Raw genomic sequence first — 20,128 nt, forward strand, 5'->3', positions numbered from 1 at the left:
TCGGAAACAGAGAATTCACCATGAAAAAAATAGCACTATCTTTAACTATATTGCTTGGTACGTTGTCAGCAAGCAACGCAACAGCATTTGATGGCGATGTAAACGCAGGTAAAGAGAAATCGGCAACGTGTGCGGCTTGTCACGGCCCAGACGGTAATGCACCGGTTAATATCTACCCTAAAATTGCAGGCCAACACGCAGATTATATCTATAAACAATTACAAGAGTTTAAATTAGGTATGACATCTGGAGGCAAAGAAGGTCGTATGGATCCAGTAATGAGTGGTATGGCTATGCCGCTTAGCGATCAAGACATGAAAGACCTAGCTGCTTACTTCTCTTCTTTAAATATGTCTGAAGGTACAACACCTAAAGATGTAGTGGAAGTGGGTCAACAGCTTTATAAAGCCGGTGATGCTGAGCGCGGTATTCCAGCATGTGCTGCGTGTCACGGTCCACGTGGCAACGGTACATCACTAGCAAAATTTCCGAAAGTTTCGTTCCAACATCCAGAATACATCAAGTCACAACTTGAAAAGTTCCGTGATGGTACGCGTAATAACGACTTAAACGGTATGATGCAAGATATCGCTAAAAAGCTAACAGATAAAGACATCGAAGTACTTTCAAAATACTTAGGTGGCTTACACTAAAGTCTGATTGCGGATAGAAATACTCCGTATTAATATGTGATTAGTGTGAAAAAAGCAGCGCAAGCTGCTTTTTTTGTATTTAACACATGTCGAAATCTCCTACTCTCGTGTGAGACATTGTCCATAGTGAGCTGTAAGCTAAATCCTATTTTTATTTCTATTTTTAGCATAACTCTTTGTTATTAAATGGATTGCACTTGTTGCAATATCTTATCTGTAAGAAAAATTATATAAATTAGTTGTAACAAAATTATTAATGAGTAAATTAACCACTGTCGCTGAGACATCAAAAACAACATGGACAATGTAATAAGGAAAGTGATTGCGGCAAGTCTTTAGGGGTTGACACTGGTTAGGTGTCCTAAAGGAAATAACAAAAAAGCGTCAGGATTGACCGAGAATAATAAAAGCTCATGGAAGTTTAATAATAAAAACAAAATGGAATGCTACACGGAAGGTTAAAAAAATAACAAAATGGATAAACAATAATAATAAAAATAATAAAGACTAAAAAGTCGAAGGGAGAAGTGTCCAGATAATTGGCGCTCAGATTAGTAGGCGGTAGAGATGTTTTCTCTACCGCCTTTTTATTTGTCCTGTTACAATAGCCACCGTTTGTACTAAAAGTATAAAAAGTGCGCAGTTCGTCAAGTTGACCAACCACATCCGCACATCGAATTCTTCTGGTTATGCCAGCATTACAATGCCACAAAGGCGTTGTACACAACCTCTTAAGTGAGATGATCAAGATATGAGTAGAAAGAAAAAGTCGCGTAAAATTCCATCAAATGGTCCTGTACGTTTAAGCAAAGAAAAGCTTAAAGAAATGCGCGCGTTAAAAGAGCAGCGAGTTAAAAAGACCAAAGGCGCTAAACCAGGGTCTCGAAATGCACCTGATGCACTAAGCGCAGAAAACGCAGCAGCGAACAATCAACCGAAAGATAAGCGTGTTGGTAGTAAAAAGCCTATTTCTTTAGTTGCCCCTAAGGCCGAGCCGAAAGTTGAAATGAAACGCAACTTGAAACCAATGGTTGAGCTTAAAAAAGTGGCTGAGCCTGAATTAACGCCAGAGCAAGAGTTAGAAGCGCTAGAAAATGACGAGCGTCTACTGAAGTTGGTTGAACGTCATGAGCGTGGCGAGTTATTAACTGGTAAAGATGCTAAGTACTTTAATAGTCGTATTGCTCGTCATCAGGCTTTATGCGAGCTATTAGGTATTGAAGATGAAGACGAGTACGAAGATGACTTTGAAGATGATTCATTCGATGAAGGTGAGTCTGACTTCGATAAGTACTTATCAGATGACTTAGCCAACGAATGGTTTGATGACGAAGATGAGGATGAGCGATGAGCACAACCTTGATTATTGCCATAGTAATTGGTGCGGCAATTATCGCAGGGCTTGCGTTTTATGCAGGACAACTTCTTTATAAACTAAAAGAGCAAAATAAGCTTATCGCCAAGAAGCAAGCTGAACATGAGCAAAAGCTTGCAGCATCAAAAGCAAAACGTAATGCAAAGTTAGCCGATAGCATTCATTTAATTGCCCGTGCAATGAATGAAGAGCAATGTGAGTTCTCTGAAGGCTGCTTACGCATTTGGGTGCTGATCTCTCAATACAGCTTTGCAGAAGAGTTTGAGTTAAGTGAGCGTTACCCCGGCATCTTTAAAATGTACGAAGTCGTAAAAGATATGCCAACGCACGATGCTCGAAAGAAATACTCTAAAAAAGAGGTTTTCAAAATGGACACCGTTCGCTGGCGTGCTGAAGAGCAGCATAGCGATGAGATTAAAGCAGATTGCGCCCGCATAATTGAAGAGTTTAAAGCCGCGCCAGGCAGCGAAAACGTAGTATTCAATTAAGCAGAAGTTGTGATTTAAGCAAAATAAAAAGCAGAGCCTAGGCTCTGCTTTTTGTTGGGCTAGATAACTCGTGAGAAACGAGTTTGCTTGATTTGTTGTTGTAGGTGCGCATCAAAGCACATACAAATAATACGAATAAATAAATTACCGCGGGCTGTTACTGTGATCTTATCTTGGCTAACAGTCACCAAGCCATCAGCAAGCAGTGGGTCGAGTGCTTTTAGTGCCTCACAGAAGTAGCTAGCGAAGTTGATATTAAATTGTTCTTCGATTGCTGGAATATCAAGCTCAAACTGGCAGATCAATTGTTTGATTACTGCGGCACGTAAAGTATCGTCATCAGTTAGAGCGACACCTTTACATACTGCACTGCCAAACCCTTCTTGCACAGCTTTGTAATAGTGCTTTAACTCTTTTTCGTTTTGTAAAATAGCATTGCCAATTTGCGAAATAGACGACACGCCTAAACCTAATAAGTCACACTGTCCATGCGTTGTGTAACCTTGGAAATTACGATGTAATTGACCTGCGTTTTGCGCAATTGCCAGTTCATTGTCTTTACGGGCAAAGTGGTCCATACCGATAAACTGATAACCCGCCGCTAACATCTGCTCAAGTGTATTTTTGAACATAGTGAGCTTATCGCCAGCAGATGGTAAGTCAGCGTCTTTAATCTTGCGCTGTGCTGCGAATCTATCTGGTAAGTGAGCATAGTTAAATACCGAAACGCGATCGGGGTTTAGTTCAATAAGCTGTGCAATCGTCTCTTTGAAGCTCTCAGGCGTTTGCAAAGGTAAACCGTAAATCATATCGGCATTAATAGATTTAAAGCCAAGCTCACGAGCTTCACTAATCAAGCCTTTTACAGATTGCACGCTTTGTGGACGATTAACCGCCAGTTGCACATCATCATTGAAATCTTGAATTCCAAACGAGACACGATTGAAGCCAAGCTTACGTAGGTGAACTAGCATGCCATCAGCTAAAGAACGAGGGTCAATCTCAATACCACGCTCGGCATCATCAGCAAAATTAAAGTGCTGTTCAACTAACGTCATTAAGCGGCTCATTTGTTCTGCCGATAAAAAAGTTGGCGTACCACCTCCTAAATGCAGTTGCTCAACTTTATAATCAGCAAAAAGCGTTGCTTGCTCAGCAATCTCAAGCGCTAAATTATCTAGGTATAAATCGGCTTTGGATTGATGACGTGTGATCACCTTGTTACAGCCACAGTAATAACAAAGCTGACTGCAAAAAGGGATATGGATATACAGCGATAAAGAACGGCTTTTCGACGCTGCAATCGCGTTTATCATATCTTGTTGGTTATAACCATCAGCTAAAGACAATGCCGTTGGGTAAGATGTATATCGAGGCCCAGAAATATTGTACTTGTTGATCAGAGATTGATCCCAGCTTGGTAAATTTATCACAGTCAGCACTCCGCAATTGATTGAGCGGCTATTTTAACGAGTTTACTGATCTAGCTATTTGATCTAGAACAATGTCGGAAGCTAGAAACTAATCGGCATGCTTTAAGGTTGTTGTAAAAACAAAAAGTTTACTATTTGAGCAATTGAATTAGTGATTGTTAAAATAAAGGGTTTTGCTAGTGACAAGGTTACAAAAACTTTTTATACTGCATCCCGCTTTAGTCAGTTAAACCTGCTAAACGCATCAAAAATTTAGCTTTCGCTAATACATTGGCCCCTTAGCTCAGTTGGTTAGAGCACACGACTCATAATGAGCGGGCTTAAGTGGTAAGAGTAGAAAAGCAAGTCCAAGCTTTAAAAATGTGGCCCTATAGCTCAGTTGGTTAGAGCACCCGACTCATAATCGGTAGGTCCCTGGTTCAAGTCCAGGTGGGGCCACCATCTCCACTAAATAAGTGGGTTAGATGGTGAATGACTACTTACTTCTTCCCGTTTTACCAGATAAGTCGCCAACCCCGACCAAGGTCATCTTGGACCACTTAGAATTTCCCTTATTTTCGTTTCAAAAAGTAGCCACGTTTGATTGGGGATCGCCCCTAGTAACGAAATTCGTGTAATTTTTTGGTAACTATGAATTTAGTTGAAACCCTGATTTTAACAGGGTTTAATCTCTGACAGCTCTATCAAAACGCTCATATCCAATAACAACATGGTCAAGTACATCGATACTGAACATTTTTGCGGCTTGTTTAATTTGTTCGGTAAAATGAAAATCTTGCTGACTTGGTTTTGGATCACCTGATGGATGGTTATGAATTAGAATAATAGCTGGTGCGTTAATTAAAATGGCTGTTCTCAATACTTCAGCCGGACGAAGTGATATCTGATTTACCGTGCCAATCGCTATAACTTCATAATTGATAATTTGATGCTGGCTGTTCAAGTTCACCACGATAAAACGCTCTTTGGTTTCATGTTTCAAATGCTTAAACACTTGATAGACCTTCTCTGGACTATCAAGTGTTACATTCAAAATGTCATCATCTACTTCCCTAAAGGTATAGACACAGCTTATTTCACGTAATATAGCCACACTTAGACCTTTGCTTTTCTTGGTCCAGTAACGGCTTTTAGCTGAACATCTAACTCTCCTATTTCAACAGCCTGAATTAAGGTGTCGATTGTTGTCAGTAAATTTTCTTGCTTACCCACTTCAATCGCAACTTTTCCTTTCTGTAATTCCAATGACTTGTTGCCATACTTTATTTCAAAGAACCAAGTATCATTCACTTGATAGAACCACTGTCTTAGCTTCTTAGGTTGCTTTACTCGTTTCTTCTCTCCGGTAATACCATCGGTTATCCAAACCTCTTTATAAGCGGTATACACCTCATTTTCCAATAAGCAAGCAGCCATAGCACGTTGTTCGTTTAATCGGGCAATCAGTTTTTCGCGTTTAACTTGAATAGGCTCGATAGCTGGAATAGTCGGACGGGCGGTACATTTCAATTTTGCTAGTGTTGATTGACTCATTACTTCACCTGTTGGTTATTTAAGACCCTATAACCATCCAGTCATTTTCCAAACATTAGCAACGGGAAATATAAAAAAAATGCCAGCATATTGCTGGCATAAGTATTTAACTGATGGAAACTAAGAATGTTTATTTCTTCTTAAGATCGCCATACCAATCATAAGAAGTGCGGAAATAAAGCCAAAGCTACCACCACTGCTGCTTTTGGGTGTATCTGCAATAGGTTGAGTTATTTCTTTCTGCCACTTTGAAGCATCATTTGGGTACGCGTCAGAATTATCACCGTAGCCATCACCATCGGTATCTGTGCTTTCACTTGCATCATTAGGGAATGCATCAGCATTATCTCCTGTACCATCAGAATCTGAATCTATCCATTCTGTTGAATCATTTGGAAATACATCTGAATTGTCCCCATAGCCATCACCATCAGTATCTGTGGTTTCACTTGCATCATTAGGGAACGCATCAGCATTATCGCCAATGCCATCAGAATCTGAATCTATCCATTCAGTTGAATCATTTGGAAATACATCTGAATTATCACCGTAGCCATCACCATCGGTATCTGTGCTTTCACTTGCATCATTAGGGAATGCATCTGCATTATCTCCTGTGCCATCCGAATCTGAATCTACCCACTCAGTCGGATCACTCGGGAATGCATCGCTATTGTCCCCATGACCGTCACCATCAGTATCAGCCCATTCGGTAGGATCATTAGGAAATGCATCTTGTTCATCAGGATAACCATCACCGTCGGTATCAGTTACACCATCATCATAGTCAATATTATCTGGACGCAATAAACCAATACATTCAGCATCAACGTTTTCAGTATTAAATTTAGTCGGGTGGCAAGTCATAGTTTCAAAGTTATTCAAACCATTAGATAAAGCACCTTCAATGCCTGTATCTAGCACCGAATTAACAATGCTGATTTGCTTGGCTTTGGCACCATTAGCTTCAATAGTAAATGTGCATTTAAAATTAGACGCGTCTAATTCCGAGCAACTGGTTGTAGCTCCCATTGATGCAGTTAATACAGTTTGAATATCAACTACACCATCAGCTTCCAATAATGCGTCTGTTTGGTATTCATACCAAGGAGCTTGCCATCCATCGGCTGTTAACTCACTAACGTATGTTTGAAAACCACTGTCTAAACTACTCAATGAAGCAACTATTGAATCAAATTCAAAAACATCATCTGCCGCAACAGCCGAAGCCATATCAACTATTGATTCACTTCCAGTTTCATCCAAATAATTGAACAACAATGCACTGTATGGGTACATCCAATCATCGCTGTAAGAAGTGGCTGTAATCTCAGAAATAGAACGTTCACGGTGCCAACTTTTCATTTCGATCATTGTTGCAAGAGGATCAGTTCCACCATATTGTTTTGCACCAGCTAAGTAATTAGCCATTCCTTCATCAAACCACACGAAGCGATCATTTTCATACATTTGAGTCTCACCCCACATACCTTTTACTAAATAGCGTGAGTTTAAGTAATGTACGTATTCGTGACGGGCTAGTTCTTCAAGAACAAACATCTCAGTATCAGGTCGATCAAAGGTATATAAAGTTCCGTCTTGTTCAATGTAGATACCACCATTATTGGCATCTAAGCCATATAAGTAACCTTGGAAGGTTTGATAATCTTCTGGCGATCCATAAATCACAAAAGTGGATTTTTCATTAGGGTCATCTTGTACCGCATCAGTGATGCCAGTATTACGGAAAAACAATGAACGAGTGGCTTGCAGGGAGTTGTATATGTGGCGAGCACGTTCTTCAGACAATTTGGTTTTGAAGGTAATATCACCAAAAGTAAACTCTGAAGGTAACGCAAAGTCTCGCATTTCTTCTATTAATTCATCCGTAACGCACAGAAGGGAGTCACGCTCAAACACTGTGCAATCCAAGCCAGAATTTGATATTGAACGCAATAATGCGACATGTGGCTGACTAAACTTACTCGTTGCATCCAGTACTTCTTGAACGGCTGTAACAATCTCATTGGTAATCCCTATCTCAGCCATAGCAAGTAGTGCGTGTATTGCATTAGAAGGTACTGGGTCATCTACATTTATGTTGTAAATGTATTGCGCCAAGATATTAGGCATTTCAGCATCATCATACACATCTTCACCGACAAAATAGCGCACCATGCGGTTGTATTCGTTGATAATGCTATTAGCCGCGCGATACAGTCCATATTGATTTTCTTCGCCAGGAGCGGTGAATTTATCCTGAATTATCGATAAGCGGCTTTTCATATCAGGTACTATGCTTGACCACTTAGCTAAGCGTGTACCGCCATCATCTACTTCCATAAAATCAAAATGGGAGTAGTACGACCCTAAAGCAATGAATAACTCAGCAATAGTGATTTGATGAGTTTCATCAACAGTACTGCCATCGTAATTAGCCATGATGACATCAAAAGCTGCTTTAATTTTTGATTCATCTACCGGAACCGAATGCGATCCACCTTGAACCATATAGTTGTAATACATGACGCGAAGGTAAAACAGCTTGCCGAAAATACGTTCAGGAATGTAATCACCTGAGTTGATTTCAGAAACGATGGCATCTGCCACGTTATTGATATTTTCTTCACTAAACACAGTTGTATCTTCATCAAACTTCACCGCTATTGAACGAAAACAATCGTAACCAGCAGACACTTCATGTTTTAAATATGCATTAGATACGTATTCAACAAAATCATTACCCGAGTAAGAAGCAAATTCACTTGGCTCACAAGTTTCAGGAATAATTTGATCACTTGATGCAGAATTCATCGAAATCGTTTTTGATTGCGCTTTCGCGAAAGCTAGCTTTTGTGGTGCTCTTGCTGTTAATGGTGTAGGAAGGAGTGGAACGGAAAGCTCATTTTTTATGTGTGCAATGCCTTCATTGCCGTGAAAGTAACCATGCACACTTGTAGCGTTCGCATTGAGCGATAATACAGAGGTTAGTGCTATTGCAATAGCTGATAATGAGTGCGTACATCTTATCATTTTTATTTCCTTTTAAGGTTAATACCCAGTTAGCTTCTAACCAGTTGGCAAGAAAGAAAACATAGGCTTAACCATATGAAATAAAATAACTTTAAGTGTTAACTCCACCGACAATTACTTGTACATTACCGACGAATTACATGGCTGGAGTGCCGTTGAGTAGAACTTCAAGCGGGAGTTTAAGCTGCTCGTTAGTCTGAAAATTTAACAACTATACTGTATTTTTCTTTGCTTACGCTAACTAACTCTAAATCTCTTAAAATGCCAATAATATGGCTTCCATATACTGGGCTTAGGCTACTTTTCATAGTGTTGGATTGATATGTTGAAATATAGTGACCAACACTCCCTTCAGGTGATTTAGTCGCGTGAAACCCACCAAGGACACTTTGCCCCTTAAAAGCTGAAAGCAAACTATTGATAATTTCTGATTTTATTAATATTGGCTTTGATGGGAACATCAGCTTAAATCCATCTGCTAATGAGCCTGTATAACTAAATTTAGACCTTCCACCTGCTGTAGTTGTTGTTTTCATGTTACTCCAATGAATCAATTGCTTATAGCTGTATTTAGCCGTTATTTTATTTCATTGAAGTATTAAATGAAATCACTTGGAGCATTTGTACGGGGCCGACAAGAGGATTTACATATCCGACAAATTACATAATTTCCCATTTCTGATTAGTGAAGTGGCGGCATCCAGTTCCAGTATCGTTGCCAATTAATTCTTTATTGGGAGAATAAACCGCGTAGGAAAAGTCACGGCAGGTTTGATACAGTACAGGCATCGTTTTGTTTTCATAAAAATCGCTAGCCGTTACGTGAAATTGATAGCATGTATCAATGTTTACCCAAAAGTACTCTTTATGCTCAACACCTGAATGTAAAACACGTTCTAGCTGAGAAAAGTCCCAGCTAGAAAATGCTTCGATATGATCGATTGCCCCGTCGTGATTTTCATCGTAACCACCGTTAATTGAACCTCTATTATACTGACTAACTTTTAATAAAAGGTCTTGTGATAAATTGCATTGCTGTCCTTTAAGATACGTGCAGGATGCTACATTTAATAGGCCTGAAAACACTATTAAGACCTTGAAGATAAGATTAACTTTCATCAAGTTTTACACTTCTTCTTAATGCAACTAATTGACGGCCTAGGTCTTGGAAATAAACAAAATCTGAATTTATAGCAGTTACTTGTTTTAAGTAGAACTTTCCTCTTGTATTAAAAATACAATAGTCACCGATTTTCGTTCTTGCGTAAGGGTTATAATCGGAAGCATTGTCCAATGCCTTTGCTCTAAGCGCTGATTGGGTATCTGGACAGAAAAATGCACCTTGTTCTACATAACCTTTTCCATTTTCAATTTTTTCTTTCTCGACAAGGGTTGATAGTCTTCTTACATCATCCCATCTTTTATCTGATTCGCGGTAATAATTCAAAGCTAACTCAATATTTTTATCAACTCCCAAACCACCTTCTTCATATATTTTCCCTAGCATCGCGGAAGCATCCTTGAAGCCGCTGCTTTCAGAACGCTTAAACCAAGAGGCTGCTTTTTGGTAGTCCTTAGTTAAGCCCATGCCATTGTAAAACATCCAACCTAAATTAAACTGAGCGTACCTAGTTTCTAACCCATTAGTATTAGCTGCTTTTTCCAACAATTCCCTTGCTGCTTCGTAATCTTGGCCAACTCCTACACCATTCATATAGTGCCAGCCTAATTGTGCAAATGCAGGTGTGAATCCTTGTTGAACAGCTAATTTAATGAGTTCTACACCGTTGGCTTCATTCTTCGTAACTCCCCATCCGTTGGTTGTCATTCTGCCAAGTAAATACGTGCCCGATGCATTGCCTGAGCTATGAAGCTCATTTACAAGTTTTAATGCTTCAGAATTATCATTTCTCTCATACAAGTATATTCTAGCTAAATAATATTTCGCTTCATCACTTCCATATTCTGCTGCTCTTTTGAAAAGCTTCTGTGCATTATCAATTTCAGTTTTTATATGCGGAGAATAATAATATAGCTTTCCAAGCTCTAAACTAGCGTAAGATAAAATTTCATTATCATAAGAGCTTTCTTCGATAACAGCTTTGTAAGTATCAACAATAAGATCGTATTTCCCTAATACCTCAAAAAATTCTATATAAACTTTTAACTTATCCAAAGATGAAATGTCAGCGGAATTAGCTAAATACCTTGTTAATGTTGAATAAGAGTTTTCTTGCTTCACTTCGTACTTAGACACAAGAAACACAAGTTCCTTTTTATCTAAATTAATAGCTACTTCAGCCGCCGTGTCAAAATAGCCATATTGTACGAGCTTTTTAATAACCTGCCTCTGGCTATCACTATCTTTCAATAAAATAAGTGACGTGCTTGCTCCTATAGGGTTGTCTTGCTCTACATATGTTAACGCAATTTTTAGAGTGTACGGCTCATGCTCTTTATTTTCACCAACAGCAGCATCACAAGCCATTAGAAATATTTCTGTGCTAGAAAAATGCGTTCTAGCTGACTTTATTAATTTATCATGGCGTTGTTTCCTAAAAGTTTGAACTATCTTGCCAGCCTGTGATCAGATCATCTATATCCTACTAGCCCGTGCAACAACAATGAGCAAAATCACAAACTGGTCTCACTATAATCAAGCCCTCGTTAACCGCGGTAATATTCGCTTCTGGTTTGACGAAAAAGCAACGCGTCATTGGTATAACGAATGTACTCACGGCGGGCGTGGCCGCTCTAATCATTTCTCTGATCTTGCTATTGAAACTTGCTTAACACTCAAAGCTGTCTTTGGCTTGTCGTTCAGGGCACTACAAGGGTTCACACAATCGGTATTATCTTTGATGAAGCTTCCGCTTGAAGCCCCAACCTACAGTTGTCTGTGTAAGCGCAGTGCTGAGTTGAATATTAAATTTCGCAGTAAAGTCCGCACCACTGGATTTGTAGATATTGTAGTTGATAGCACAGGACTTAAGGTGTTTGGCGAAGGTGAATGGCATGCACAGAAGCACCACGTAAAGGCAAGAAAAAAGTGGCGAAAACTGCACCTTGCGGTGGATGCCAACACGCATGATATTGTGGGGGCGCAAATGACGCTCAGTAACGTCACCGACGGCGAGACCCTCCAAGATTTGATAAGACCATTACGTCGGCGTATAGATAGAGTGAGCGCTGATGGTGCTTATGATAGCCGCCGCTGCTATGCAGAAATAACTGAAAAAGGCGCGATACCTGTTATCCCGCCGAGAGAGAATGCACGGCTGTGGACTGATAAGCATCCACGCAATGAGGCTGTCATGTTGTGCAATAAGTTAGGAATCGCACAATGGAAAAAGCTCAGTGGATATCATGTGCGCTCATTAGCAGAAACAGCGATGTACCGTTTTAAACAGTTGATGGGGGCTAAGCTAAATGCGCGTGATTACAATCGCCAACTGGTTGAAGCGATGATCAAAGTGAAGGCGCTAAATAAGATCAACACCCTTGGTCTGCCTAAATATCAGTAAGTTAAGTGAGTTTATTAGAGAGCTGCATTTGATCAACAAGGCCATTTATCATTCGACTTTTCGACTTGAGCCGATGATTTATATTCATCACATATTGCTACTCCATTGTTTGATATTTCGTTTGCTAAATACCAAGAGGACTTTGTTACTTCATGCGCTGACTTTGAAATGACTACAGCCAGTATTGAAACGATACCTGTAATAAATATCGCATTAAAATGATCATTAAGTTTTAAAGTCACCCACCTGTTAGCTGCTATATGCTGTTGTGACTCTGCTTGTAGTAAGCCGAATACAATCAAGCCACCAACTAAAACACCAATAACTAGGTGGCTGATTAATCTACCTATTGAATTTGCATCCTCAAAAGATTTAGCCCCAATGTTTACCAAGTAAATGATTGCAGTAAGAGTAAATATTACGCCTAACACAATTTTTAAAGTCTTTGACATTTTCTTTATTCCTTCTATTGCAACATTAACCAATTAACTATTCCGTATGCACCAAGGCAAAAAGCGGCAATAGTAAATAATCTGGATAAAATATTTGGCTCTCCTGCATAACCACACTTAGGGCATCGTGTTGCTCTGGAAGAAATTTCAGCATTACATTCGGGGCAATAACCTAAACTCATTACATATCCTTTGATTGTATTTTTAATTAAGCTTCCCTTCACCCAAGTGAAAAGGAAACAACAATAAAGGTAAGTAAATTCAATCAATTGGAGGTGAACGAATCCGACAGATAGGTGAACATAGCCGACTTTTTTACAATATCAGCTATGTATTTTACTTAGGTGACTGAGTTATAAACTCTTTTGGCGACTGCCCGAAAGCCGTCTTAAAACTTCGGCTAAAATAACTGGAAGAATTAAAGCCCACTAAATCGGAAGTCAGTGAAATAGATTTACCTTCAATTAACAATTCCTTTGCTTTTAGCAATCGGTAATTTCGAATGTACTCGGCTGGCGTTTGGTTGAATAGTGCCTTTAGCTTTCGTTGTAACTGCCTTTCACTCATGGCAATTGAGTCAACTAGCTTTTCGACACTGAACTCATTGTCCGCATAGTTCTTCTCGACTAGTTGATTTAAACGCTCAATGAATTTTTGATCGCGTTCACTAACAATGCTTTCAATGGGGTCGCCTGGATTTTGCTGAGTTTTAAATCTTAGCTTTTGGCGCTCCAGTGTATTTTTAACTTTTAGGAGCAATTGCCGAGCTTCAAAAGGTTTTGCTATGTAGTCCACCGCCCCCAATTCGAGCCCTTTTAATTCGCTTTCTTCATCCGCTTTGGCTGTTAATATAATGGCAGGAATATGACTGGTATTATCATGCTCAGTAAGGGCTTTAACTAACGAGAAACCATCCTTTTCTGGCATCATGACATCTGAGATTATCAAATCTGGAATGTGTTCAATGGCGAGCTCTAACCCTTTTGAACCATTGGCTGCGTTGAATGTTTTATAATCGCTTGATAGTAAATCGACCAAGAAACCTCGTAATTCATCATTGTCTTCTACAATCAGCAGTGATTGTTGTTCTTGATTGCTAGATGGTGCCTTACTAGCACCAAGCTCTATTATTTGCCTTTGAGCAGGAGACTCTTGGTTGCTTTCTATGCAAAAATCATTAATGATTAAACTAAAAGCAACTGAACCAGTTTTACTTAAGCAGTTTATATTCCAACCATTTTGGCTACATATATCTCGTACCAGCGATAAACCCAAACCAAACCCTTGTTCAGAATCGGATTGACCTAATCGTTCGAATCGATCGAATATTTTGTTTGCTTGCTCATTTGCTAATCCTGAGTGTTGATTCTCAACAATGAGCTGATATTTACCATCGACCAACGTTGAATCGAGTTTTACCCAACCTTCAGCACTTGTGTATTTCAATGCGTTGGAAAGTAGGTTTTCAAGTATCGAAACCAGATCTTCTTTATCTGCTTCTATGATTGCGTTGCTATTAAGATGTTGATGTAATTCAATCTCTTTTTGCTGCATCAAAGGCTCAAAGGCAATCACATAACGTATAAGTAAGTCATCAATATTAATAGGCTCAACTTGCTTTTCTTTTTGTTCAACTTTACTAAGGTGCAATATCCGCTCAACCAAGCCAAACAATCGCTTGCCATTATTCTTAGCCAAATGAATAAGCTTTTGCTGCTGCTCAGTTAAATTAGGTTGTTGAGCTAATTGTTCAATTGGTGCATTGATTAAAGTAATAGGAGTTCTAAGCTCATGAGATATATTGGCAAACAGCTGATTTTTTTGCTCCAACGTAGATGCTAGCTCAGCCGTTTTTTCATCTACTGTTTTCTGCAGTTGTGCTTTTTGCCTTAATAGAAAGCTTGTTCGATACAGGTAATAACCATAGCCCGTGAATATCAATAATAAGAAATATAAGGTTAGTGCGATATCTGATTGGTAATAAGGTGGGCTTACCAAGATGTTTACGTCACTTTGTGCATTATTCCATTCTATTCCATCGTGTGAATATTGGAGTTCAATGCGATACAAGCCTTTTGCTAAACCACTGAGTTGAATACTGCTAGCATTACCATTATTAATCCACTTACCTTCATTTAAACGATACCTAAATTGGCGTTGTTTGGGTTGAAAGAAATCATCAACGAAGTACTCAAGTGCAATCGTGTCTGTTGACGCCATGAACTCTAAACTAAGGGGAGCGCTAACTAATGTTTTGCTATCGGGTGTAATCCATCTCAAACTAGCAGCAGAATCACCTTGTATTAATCTCTCGGGAATAATTTTTGAAACACCATCAATACCTGAAAAATAAAGGCTTCCATCGACGCCAGTTGCAACACCTTTGGTATTAAACTCACTACTTTGCAAGCCATCATGTTTAAAGAATGCTTTTAGTTGATTCGTTGATTTATTCCAACGATACAGACCATTAAACGTCGATAACCAAAAGATGTTTTGCGACTCCTTTGTTATAGCCTGAATGTAGTGACTTTTTAGCGGTAACGGATAGTGCTTAAACGTATCTGATGATGATTGATATTGATAAACTCCGTTGCTGGTGCCAAGGTATAGCTCTGCACCATCGACATACAGATAGTACACAGTAACTTGGGGTTGGTTATCGCTTAATTGTAGTGGGTAGTGGTGAATTACATCACTTTCAATATCATAACGATTTACTCCGTCCATCGTACCAATCCAAAGTTGGTTACTCTGGTATTCTGCAAGTGTATAAATATTGGAGTTTGCTTTGATACCCCGTGCATTGCCACTAACACCCACTTGCTTAAAATCACCCTGATATTCATCCACCAGCGTTGTTAATCCACCACGCCAATTCGCTACAAAGATCTGGCCTTGTGTAGTTTCAACTACATCTAAAACTGCACCTTCCCCTGCAATATCAGGTATTAATTTGGAATGGTCATTGTGTGAGATCGTATTCAATGCGGCATCAAGGTGATACAAGCCATTGTTTGTCGCCAACCAAAAACTGCCGTCTTTAGATGGTTCTATTTTTAGGGTAAAGGTATCAAGCACTAACTCTGCTTTACCCAACCTACCATCATCTGAAATTGGGTAGCGATATAAGCCACCAACAGCGCCAGTCCAGAGATAACCATTGTTGAGCGTTAATGAATTTATATCGTCGGATTTAAGGCTATTTGGAGCCTGTTCTGAATACTGATAGGTTTGAATTGCAAAGCCATTAGCAGGAATGGCTATCACACCTCCTTGAAAACTGCCTAGCCAAATGGTGCCATCTCGACTTATAAATACTGAGCGGACATCGCGGGTGATATTTCCAAGCTCATAAGGTTTAAGCATTGGGTAATTGCTGAAATTTTGAGTTTCAAATGAAAATTGACTCAGACCATTATTAGTTGCAATCCACAACGAATCTGCGTCTTCAACCAAGTTAGGTACAGTCAACTGCTGGTACTCTGGATTTGGGTTAAATCGTTCAAAGCACTCACAATCTGCTTTAAATCGGCTTAAGCCACCAAGTACAGTGCCAATCCAAATTTCGTTCTCAGTCGTATTAAACAATGTATAGACTGTATCAGAACTCAGGCTGCGATCATCATTCGAATCATGATGGAAGTAATCAAAGCGTTTTAACGTAAGGTCATAGCGATTTAAACCGCCACCCCAAGTCGCAATCCAAATATAATTACCTTGTCTTGCCAATGAACGAATTGATTTATGATTGGTTCCATTACCATTATCACTGACAGGAAAAGTCGATACCTCTTGCGTAGTTATGTTAACTACATTTAACCCATTATCTGTGCCTAACCATAGCTCATTACCTACTTTCAGTACTGATTGAATATTGTTGTGAGACAGACCTTTTGAACTATCATAGCTGGTAAAACTATCTGACTCTTTATGGTATTGGCTGATCCCATTATGGGTCGCTATCCATAGAGAATTGTCAGGTGCCAGATAAACTTGATTAATACTATTTCCCACCAAGCTATTTGCATCTGTCGGATCATAGCGGTATACCTTGAAATTCTGGCCATCAAAACGGTTCAGTCCATCCTCAGTCCCAAACCACATATAACCATCACCATCTTGAGCAATGGTGTATACCATACTATTTGATAAACCATCTTCAATGGTATAGCTGGTGTAGTTAGGGTTCGGTAAAAATTGCGCGGCTGATGATGCCGAATAGATGAATATAAAAAGTAAAACCGTCCGTAGTAACGCCATAATCAAGTTAAGTTTTTAGAATTATTATAATGATAAGCAAATCATACTTTATTTCTTGCTCGGTCTCATACACTTAACCGACACGCTCATGTCGGCATCCGACAAAACACCAGAATATCGTTGTCTCAAGATCGAAACCACAGGAAGGTTATATGGTATCAATAAGGAGACATCATGCTAACGAACAATCAGATCAACCAGATAGCCGAAATGTTGATTGAATCAGGTAATCTTAACGATGATACTAGTGAGCATATTGGTCTTATTTTGGAAAACATTGCTGGTATTGAGCTATTGGATGACGACCAACTCAATTCGCTGCATTCAAAAATTGAGCAAGCAGTAAAAAACCTCAAAAGCTCATAGAAAGCCCACCTGCATAGCCTGAACCCGAATAATTTGGTGCAGAGTTTATTTCACCTGAAAGGATATCCAGATCCGTTGATTTTTTTAACAAGACACAGTAAGTACCTAGTGTTCATATCAAAGAATATCCGCGTACGGATCCCACGGTAGTGCCCAGTAAAGAGAAGCCTTGAACCAACTGGTTCAGGTTTAATACCAGATATACTCAAGTGTTCTTTAGTTTTTAAAATACGGCTAGAAACAATCAGGTTTTTATCAAAAATCTAAATTTGATGGAGTATATCTGGTATATCCCTACATTGTATTAACGGGTTATTTTCATGGTAAATACTGACTTCTGTCCGTAATAAAAGTTTACCTTCAAATAACTCATTGCAGGCAAAATCCATTGCCGTCTGAATTTTCTCTATTACCTGCGATTGCTCCGTAACAGTTGCATTAACATAAATTGCATCATGCTGTGTGCAGATAAAGTCAATGTCATGGTACTTAGCTAACTCTATGATAGCTAAGCGCATTAATGCTGCGCCATTCGATTGCATTGGAAAATTAAGAAGTTGCGTATCTTTTATCTTATCGTCAACAAAGTAAGTCCAACCATCCTGTGATTGCATAAATTTTTGCTCTCGGGCTCGGTTGATGCCAGCGTTTATCCATTGCCAGTAGGCTGAGAATGTTTCCTTATGCCAATCGTGAATTTGCTGTGCTTTGTTATAAGCTTGTGCCATCGATAGGTTGCTTGAATTAGCTTTAATATCTTTTGGGCGTTGTTTCCTAAAAGTTTGAACTATCTTGCCAGCCTGTGATCAGATCATCTATATCCTACTAGCCCGTGCAACAACAATGAGCAAAATCACAAACTGGTCTCACTATAATCAAGCCCTCGTTAACCGCGGTAATATTCGCTTCTGGTTTGACGAAAAAGCAACGCGTCATTGGTATAACGAATGTACTCACGGTGGGCGTGGCCGCTCTAATCATTTCTCTGATCTTGCTATTGAAACTTGCTTAACACTCAAAGCTGTCTTTGGCTTGTCGTTCAGGGCACTACAAGGGTTCACACAATCGGTATTATCTTTGATGAAGCTTCCGCTTGAAGCCCCAACCTACAGTTGTCTGTGTAAGCGCAGTGCTGAGTTGAATATTAAATTTCGCAGTAAAGTCCGCACCACTGGATTTGTAGATATTGTAGTTGATAGCACAGGACTTAAGGTGTTTGGCGAAGGTGAATGGCATGCACAGAAGCACCACGTAAAGGCAAGAAAAAAGTGGCGAAAACTGCACCTTGCGGTGGATGCCAACACGCATGATATTGTGGGGGCGCAAATGACGCTCAGTAACGTCACCGACGGCGAGACCCTCCAAGATTTGATAAGACCATTACGCCGGCGTATAGATAGAGTGAGCGCTGATGGTGCTTATGATAGCCGCCGCTGCTATGCAGAAATTACTGAAAAAGGCGCGATACCTGCTATCCCGCCGAGAGAGAATGCACGGCTGTGGACTGATAAGCATCCACGCAATGAGGCTGTCATGTTGTGCAATAAGTTAGGAATCGCACAATGGAAAAAGCTCAGTGGATATCATGTGCGCTCATTAGCAGAAACAGCGATGTACCGTTTTAAACAGTTGATGGGGGCTAAGCTAAATGCGCGTGATTACAATCGCCAGCTGGTTGAAGCGATGATCAAAGTGAAGGCGCTAAATAAGATCAACACCCTTGGTCTGCCTAAATATCAGTAAGTTAAGTGAGTTTGTTAGAGAGCTGTATTTGATCAACAAGGCCTATCTTTTGCTAATGACCAGACTGTTTTGCCATACCCTAATCCGATTTGTACAGTTTTAAATATTTGTCGTACTTCAGGGTGAGTATATTTTGTAGCACTAGGTGGAGCAAAACCCGCTTGCTTTGCTAAAGCAATATACACATCGCCATCTACTGTGTTGTATGCCTGCATCAATTTCTGATCACCCGATAACACCGCAGCAATACCAATTTCTTGCTGGCACCAGTCAATTGCAATAACGCAGTGTTCAGGTTTTGGAGTGATAAGAGAGCGTATCCAAGCCCCTGCATTTAACAAGTATCCTTCCGATGGTTTAGGGCTGTTACGACCTGTTTTCTGACTCATCAAAAACAAGCTTGGTTTGATATATCCATCGTTGCTTAGATGTCTTAAATCGCTTGAATTAATAGCGTTGATGAAAGTAATCGAGTGATAAAACATGGTTAAACCTGGGTGGTGATTTGCCAATTCTTTTAAGTAGCTCTTATCTAAGTTTAAATAACTGCCATTACCCCACGTTTTCCATGGTATATTGTTAATATTAGCTAATAACTTTAGCCTCTCATGGCTCAGTTTTCGGCCTTTTTTGTCAGAGGTCGTTACATAAATCTCACCATATACATCATTTACTTTCTGCTGAATTCTATCAATGGTATCCGCTTGGTTTACGAACCAGTCATTGAGTTTATCTTGATCTATTGGAAAGCCAGCCCCTTGTTTATCCAGTTTAACGATGGCCTTTATATACTCACCTCGAATGACCATTTGTTGAATAATGGCATTAGTTCTTATTGAATCCTGTAGCCTTGCATTTAACAGATCTAAAACTCGCTTAAAGAGGATTGTTTGTCTATGGCTATGGCTTGTCTCTAATTTCACATTAAAAACGTAATACGCGTTTTCTATACTGAGGTCTGCTGATTGATACTTTGGATGCGTTAGCATCAACATTTTGGCTTCAGCGGTTAAGTCAATCAAAGGCACTTGGGTCAATTGAAAGCCTGTTTCTAATGCAGTTTTGACTAAAGCAGTTAAATCAGAAGTTAACCATATAGCTGTAGGGTGCTGTTGCTGTAATTTTGTAAGTCTTATCTCTAACTCACTACCTGATCGGCAATAGACACTTACCTGATTTACCATTGGTGATATACCGCAGCAATATTCTAACTGGTAGCCATTGCTGCTTATATCGCTTCGGATAGAAACGGAGAGGATATCCAT

General features: G+C 39.6%; 18 protein-coding genes and 1 tRNA gene. 7 read left to right on the plus strand and 12 right to left on the minus strand.

Going from position 1 to position 20,128, the window contains the following annotated elements:
- The first annotated feature begins 20 nt into the window (after positions 1–20).
- The 3 genes from J8Z25_RS01690 (at position 21) to J8Z25_RS01700 (ending at position 2,516) form a co-directional block, all read left to right on the plus strand.
- Positions 21–653 carry a c-type cytochrome gene (locus J8Z25_RS01690; RefSeq protein WP_054561153.1) on the plus strand — a complete coding sequence of 211 codons (633 nt, stop codon included), beginning with the start codon at positions 21–23 and terminating at the stop codon, positions 651–653.
- Between the two features lie 751 nt (positions 654–1,404).
- Complete coding sequence (gene yihI / locus J8Z25_RS01695; protein ID WP_167659002.1) at positions 1,405–2,004, plus strand: Der GTPase-activating protein YihI; 600 nt, start codon at positions 1,405–1,407, stop codon at positions 2,002–2,004.
- On the plus strand, positions 2,001–2,516 hold the full coding sequence (locus tag J8Z25_RS01700) for a DUF2489 domain-containing protein (protein ID WP_130049869.1): 516 nt from the start codon (positions 2,001–2,003) through the stop codon (positions 2,514–2,516). Before yihI ends, J8Z25_RS01700 begins: the two co-directional genes overlap by 4 nt.
- A 59-nt stretch (positions 2,517–2,575) precedes the next feature.
- On the opposite strand, the gene hemN is transcribed toward J8Z25_RS01700, so the two are convergent.
- The gene (gene hemN / locus J8Z25_RS01705) at positions 2,576–3,949 is read right to left on the minus strand and encodes an oxygen-independent coproporphyrinogen III oxidase (protein WP_178926534.1); all 1,374 of its coding nucleotides are present in this window, start codon (positions 3,947–3,949) and stop codon (positions 2,576–2,578) included.
- A 364-nt stretch (positions 3,950–4,313) separates the two neighbouring features.
- Here hemN and J8Z25_RS01710 point away from each other — a divergent pair.
- A tRNA-Ile gene (locus J8Z25_RS01710) sits at positions 4,314–4,390 on the plus strand.
- Between the two features lie 223 nt (positions 4,391–4,613).
- Here the strand turns inward: J8Z25_RS01710 and J8Z25_RS01715 are convergent.
- The 6 genes from J8Z25_RS01715 to J8Z25_RS01745 all read right to left on the minus strand — a co-directional run bounded on the left by J8Z25_RS01715 (position 4,614) and on the right by J8Z25_RS01745 (position 11,003).
- The gene (locus J8Z25_RS01715) at positions 4,614–5,042 is read right to left on the minus strand and encodes a JAB domain-containing protein (protein ID WP_062086155.1); all 429 of its coding nucleotides are present in this window, start codon (positions 5,040–5,042) and stop codon (positions 4,614–4,616) included.
- Between the two features lie 2 nt (positions 5,043–5,044).
- Positions 5,045–5,482, minus strand: a complete 438-nt coding sequence (locus tag J8Z25_RS01720; RefSeq protein WP_250661568.1) for a DUF6641 family protein — start codon at positions 5,480–5,482, stop codon at positions 5,045–5,047.
- Between the two features lie 120 nt (positions 5,483–5,602).
- Positions 5,603–8,515 (minus strand): collagenase, encoded by a 2,913-nt coding sequence (locus J8Z25_RS20820; protein WP_350338349.1) that lies wholly within the window; start codon positions 8,513–8,515, stop codon positions 5,603–5,605.
- A 191-nt stretch (positions 8,516–8,706) separates the two neighbouring features.
- Positions 8,707–9,051, minus strand: coding sequence for a hypothetical protein (locus J8Z25_RS01735; RefSeq protein ID WP_250661569.1), 345 nt, complete (start codon positions 9,049–9,051; stop codon positions 8,707–8,709).
- A gap of 124 nt (positions 9,052–9,175) precedes the next feature.
- Positions 9,176–9,637, minus strand: a complete 462-nt coding sequence (locus J8Z25_RS01740; RefSeq protein WP_250661570.1) for a hypothetical protein — start codon at positions 9,635–9,637, stop codon at positions 9,176–9,178.
- Positions 9,624–11,003 carry a tetratricopeptide repeat protein gene (locus tag J8Z25_RS01745; RefSeq protein WP_250661571.1) on the minus strand — a complete coding sequence of 460 codons (1,380 nt, stop codon included), beginning with the start codon at positions 11,001–11,003 and terminating at the stop codon, positions 9,624–9,626. Before J8Z25_RS01745 ends, J8Z25_RS01740 begins: the two co-directional genes overlap by 14 nt.
- Positions 11,004–11,139: 136 nt before the next feature.
- On the opposite strand from J8Z25_RS01745, the gene J8Z25_RS01750 reads away from it, so the two are divergent.
- Entirely contained in the window at positions 11,140–12,039 is a 900-nt protein-coding gene (locus J8Z25_RS01750; protein WP_055022332.1) for an IS5 family transposase, read from the plus strand.
- A 32-nt stretch (positions 12,040–12,071) separates the two neighbouring features.
- Here J8Z25_RS01750 and J8Z25_RS01755 read toward each other — a convergent pair whose 3' ends face one another.
- From J8Z25_RS01755 to J8Z25_RS01760, 3 genes are all read right to left on the minus strand, one after another.
- On the minus strand, positions 12,072–12,491 hold the full coding sequence (locus J8Z25_RS01755; protein WP_250661572.1) for a hypothetical protein: 420 nt from the start codon (positions 12,489–12,491) through the stop codon (positions 12,072–12,074).
- 14 nt (positions 12,492–12,505) lie between these two features.
- Entirely contained in the window at positions 12,506–12,673 is a 168-nt protein-coding gene (locus J8Z25_RS20825; protein WP_350338350.1) for a zinc-ribbon domain-containing protein, read from the minus strand.
- Between the two features lie 154 nt (positions 12,674–12,827).
- Positions 12,828–16,754 carry a hybrid sensor histidine kinase/response regulator transcription factor gene (locus J8Z25_RS01760; protein WP_250661573.1) on the minus strand — a complete coding sequence of 1,309 codons (3,927 nt, stop codon included), beginning with the start codon at positions 16,752–16,754 and terminating at the stop codon, positions 12,828–12,830.
- 174 nt (positions 16,755–16,928) lie between these two features.
- On the opposite strand from J8Z25_RS01760, the gene J8Z25_RS01765 reads away from it, so the two are divergent.
- Complete coding sequence (locus J8Z25_RS01765; RefSeq protein WP_250661574.1) at positions 16,929–17,120, plus strand: hypothetical protein; 192 nt, start codon at positions 16,929–16,931, stop codon at positions 17,118–17,120.
- Positions 17,121–17,383: 263 nt separating this feature from the next.
- Here J8Z25_RS01765 and J8Z25_RS01770 read toward each other — a convergent pair whose 3' ends face one another.
- Positions 17,384–17,848, minus strand: a complete 465-nt coding sequence (locus J8Z25_RS01770; protein WP_250661575.1) for a hypothetical protein — start codon at positions 17,846–17,848, stop codon at positions 17,384–17,386.
- 115 nt (positions 17,849–17,963) lie between these two features.
- Here J8Z25_RS01770 and J8Z25_RS01775 point away from each other — a divergent pair, with 115 nt between their 5' ends.
- On the plus strand, positions 17,964–18,863 hold the full coding sequence (locus tag J8Z25_RS01775; RefSeq protein WP_250661049.1) for an IS5 family transposase: 900 nt from the start codon (positions 17,964–17,966) through the stop codon (positions 18,861–18,863).
- Between the two features lie 32 nt (positions 18,864–18,895).
- On the opposite strand, the gene J8Z25_RS01780 is transcribed toward J8Z25_RS01775, so the two are convergent.
- Complete coding sequence (locus J8Z25_RS01780) at positions 18,896–20,128, minus strand: DNA polymerase (RefSeq protein WP_250661576.1); 1,233 nt, start codon at positions 20,126–20,128, stop codon at positions 18,896–18,898.

This window comes from Pseudoalteromonas sp. SCSIO 43101, from assembly GCF_023650775.1.
GTDB lineage: Bacteria > Pseudomonadota > Gammaproteobacteria > Enterobacterales > Alteromonadaceae > Pseudoalteromonas > Pseudoalteromonas apostichopi.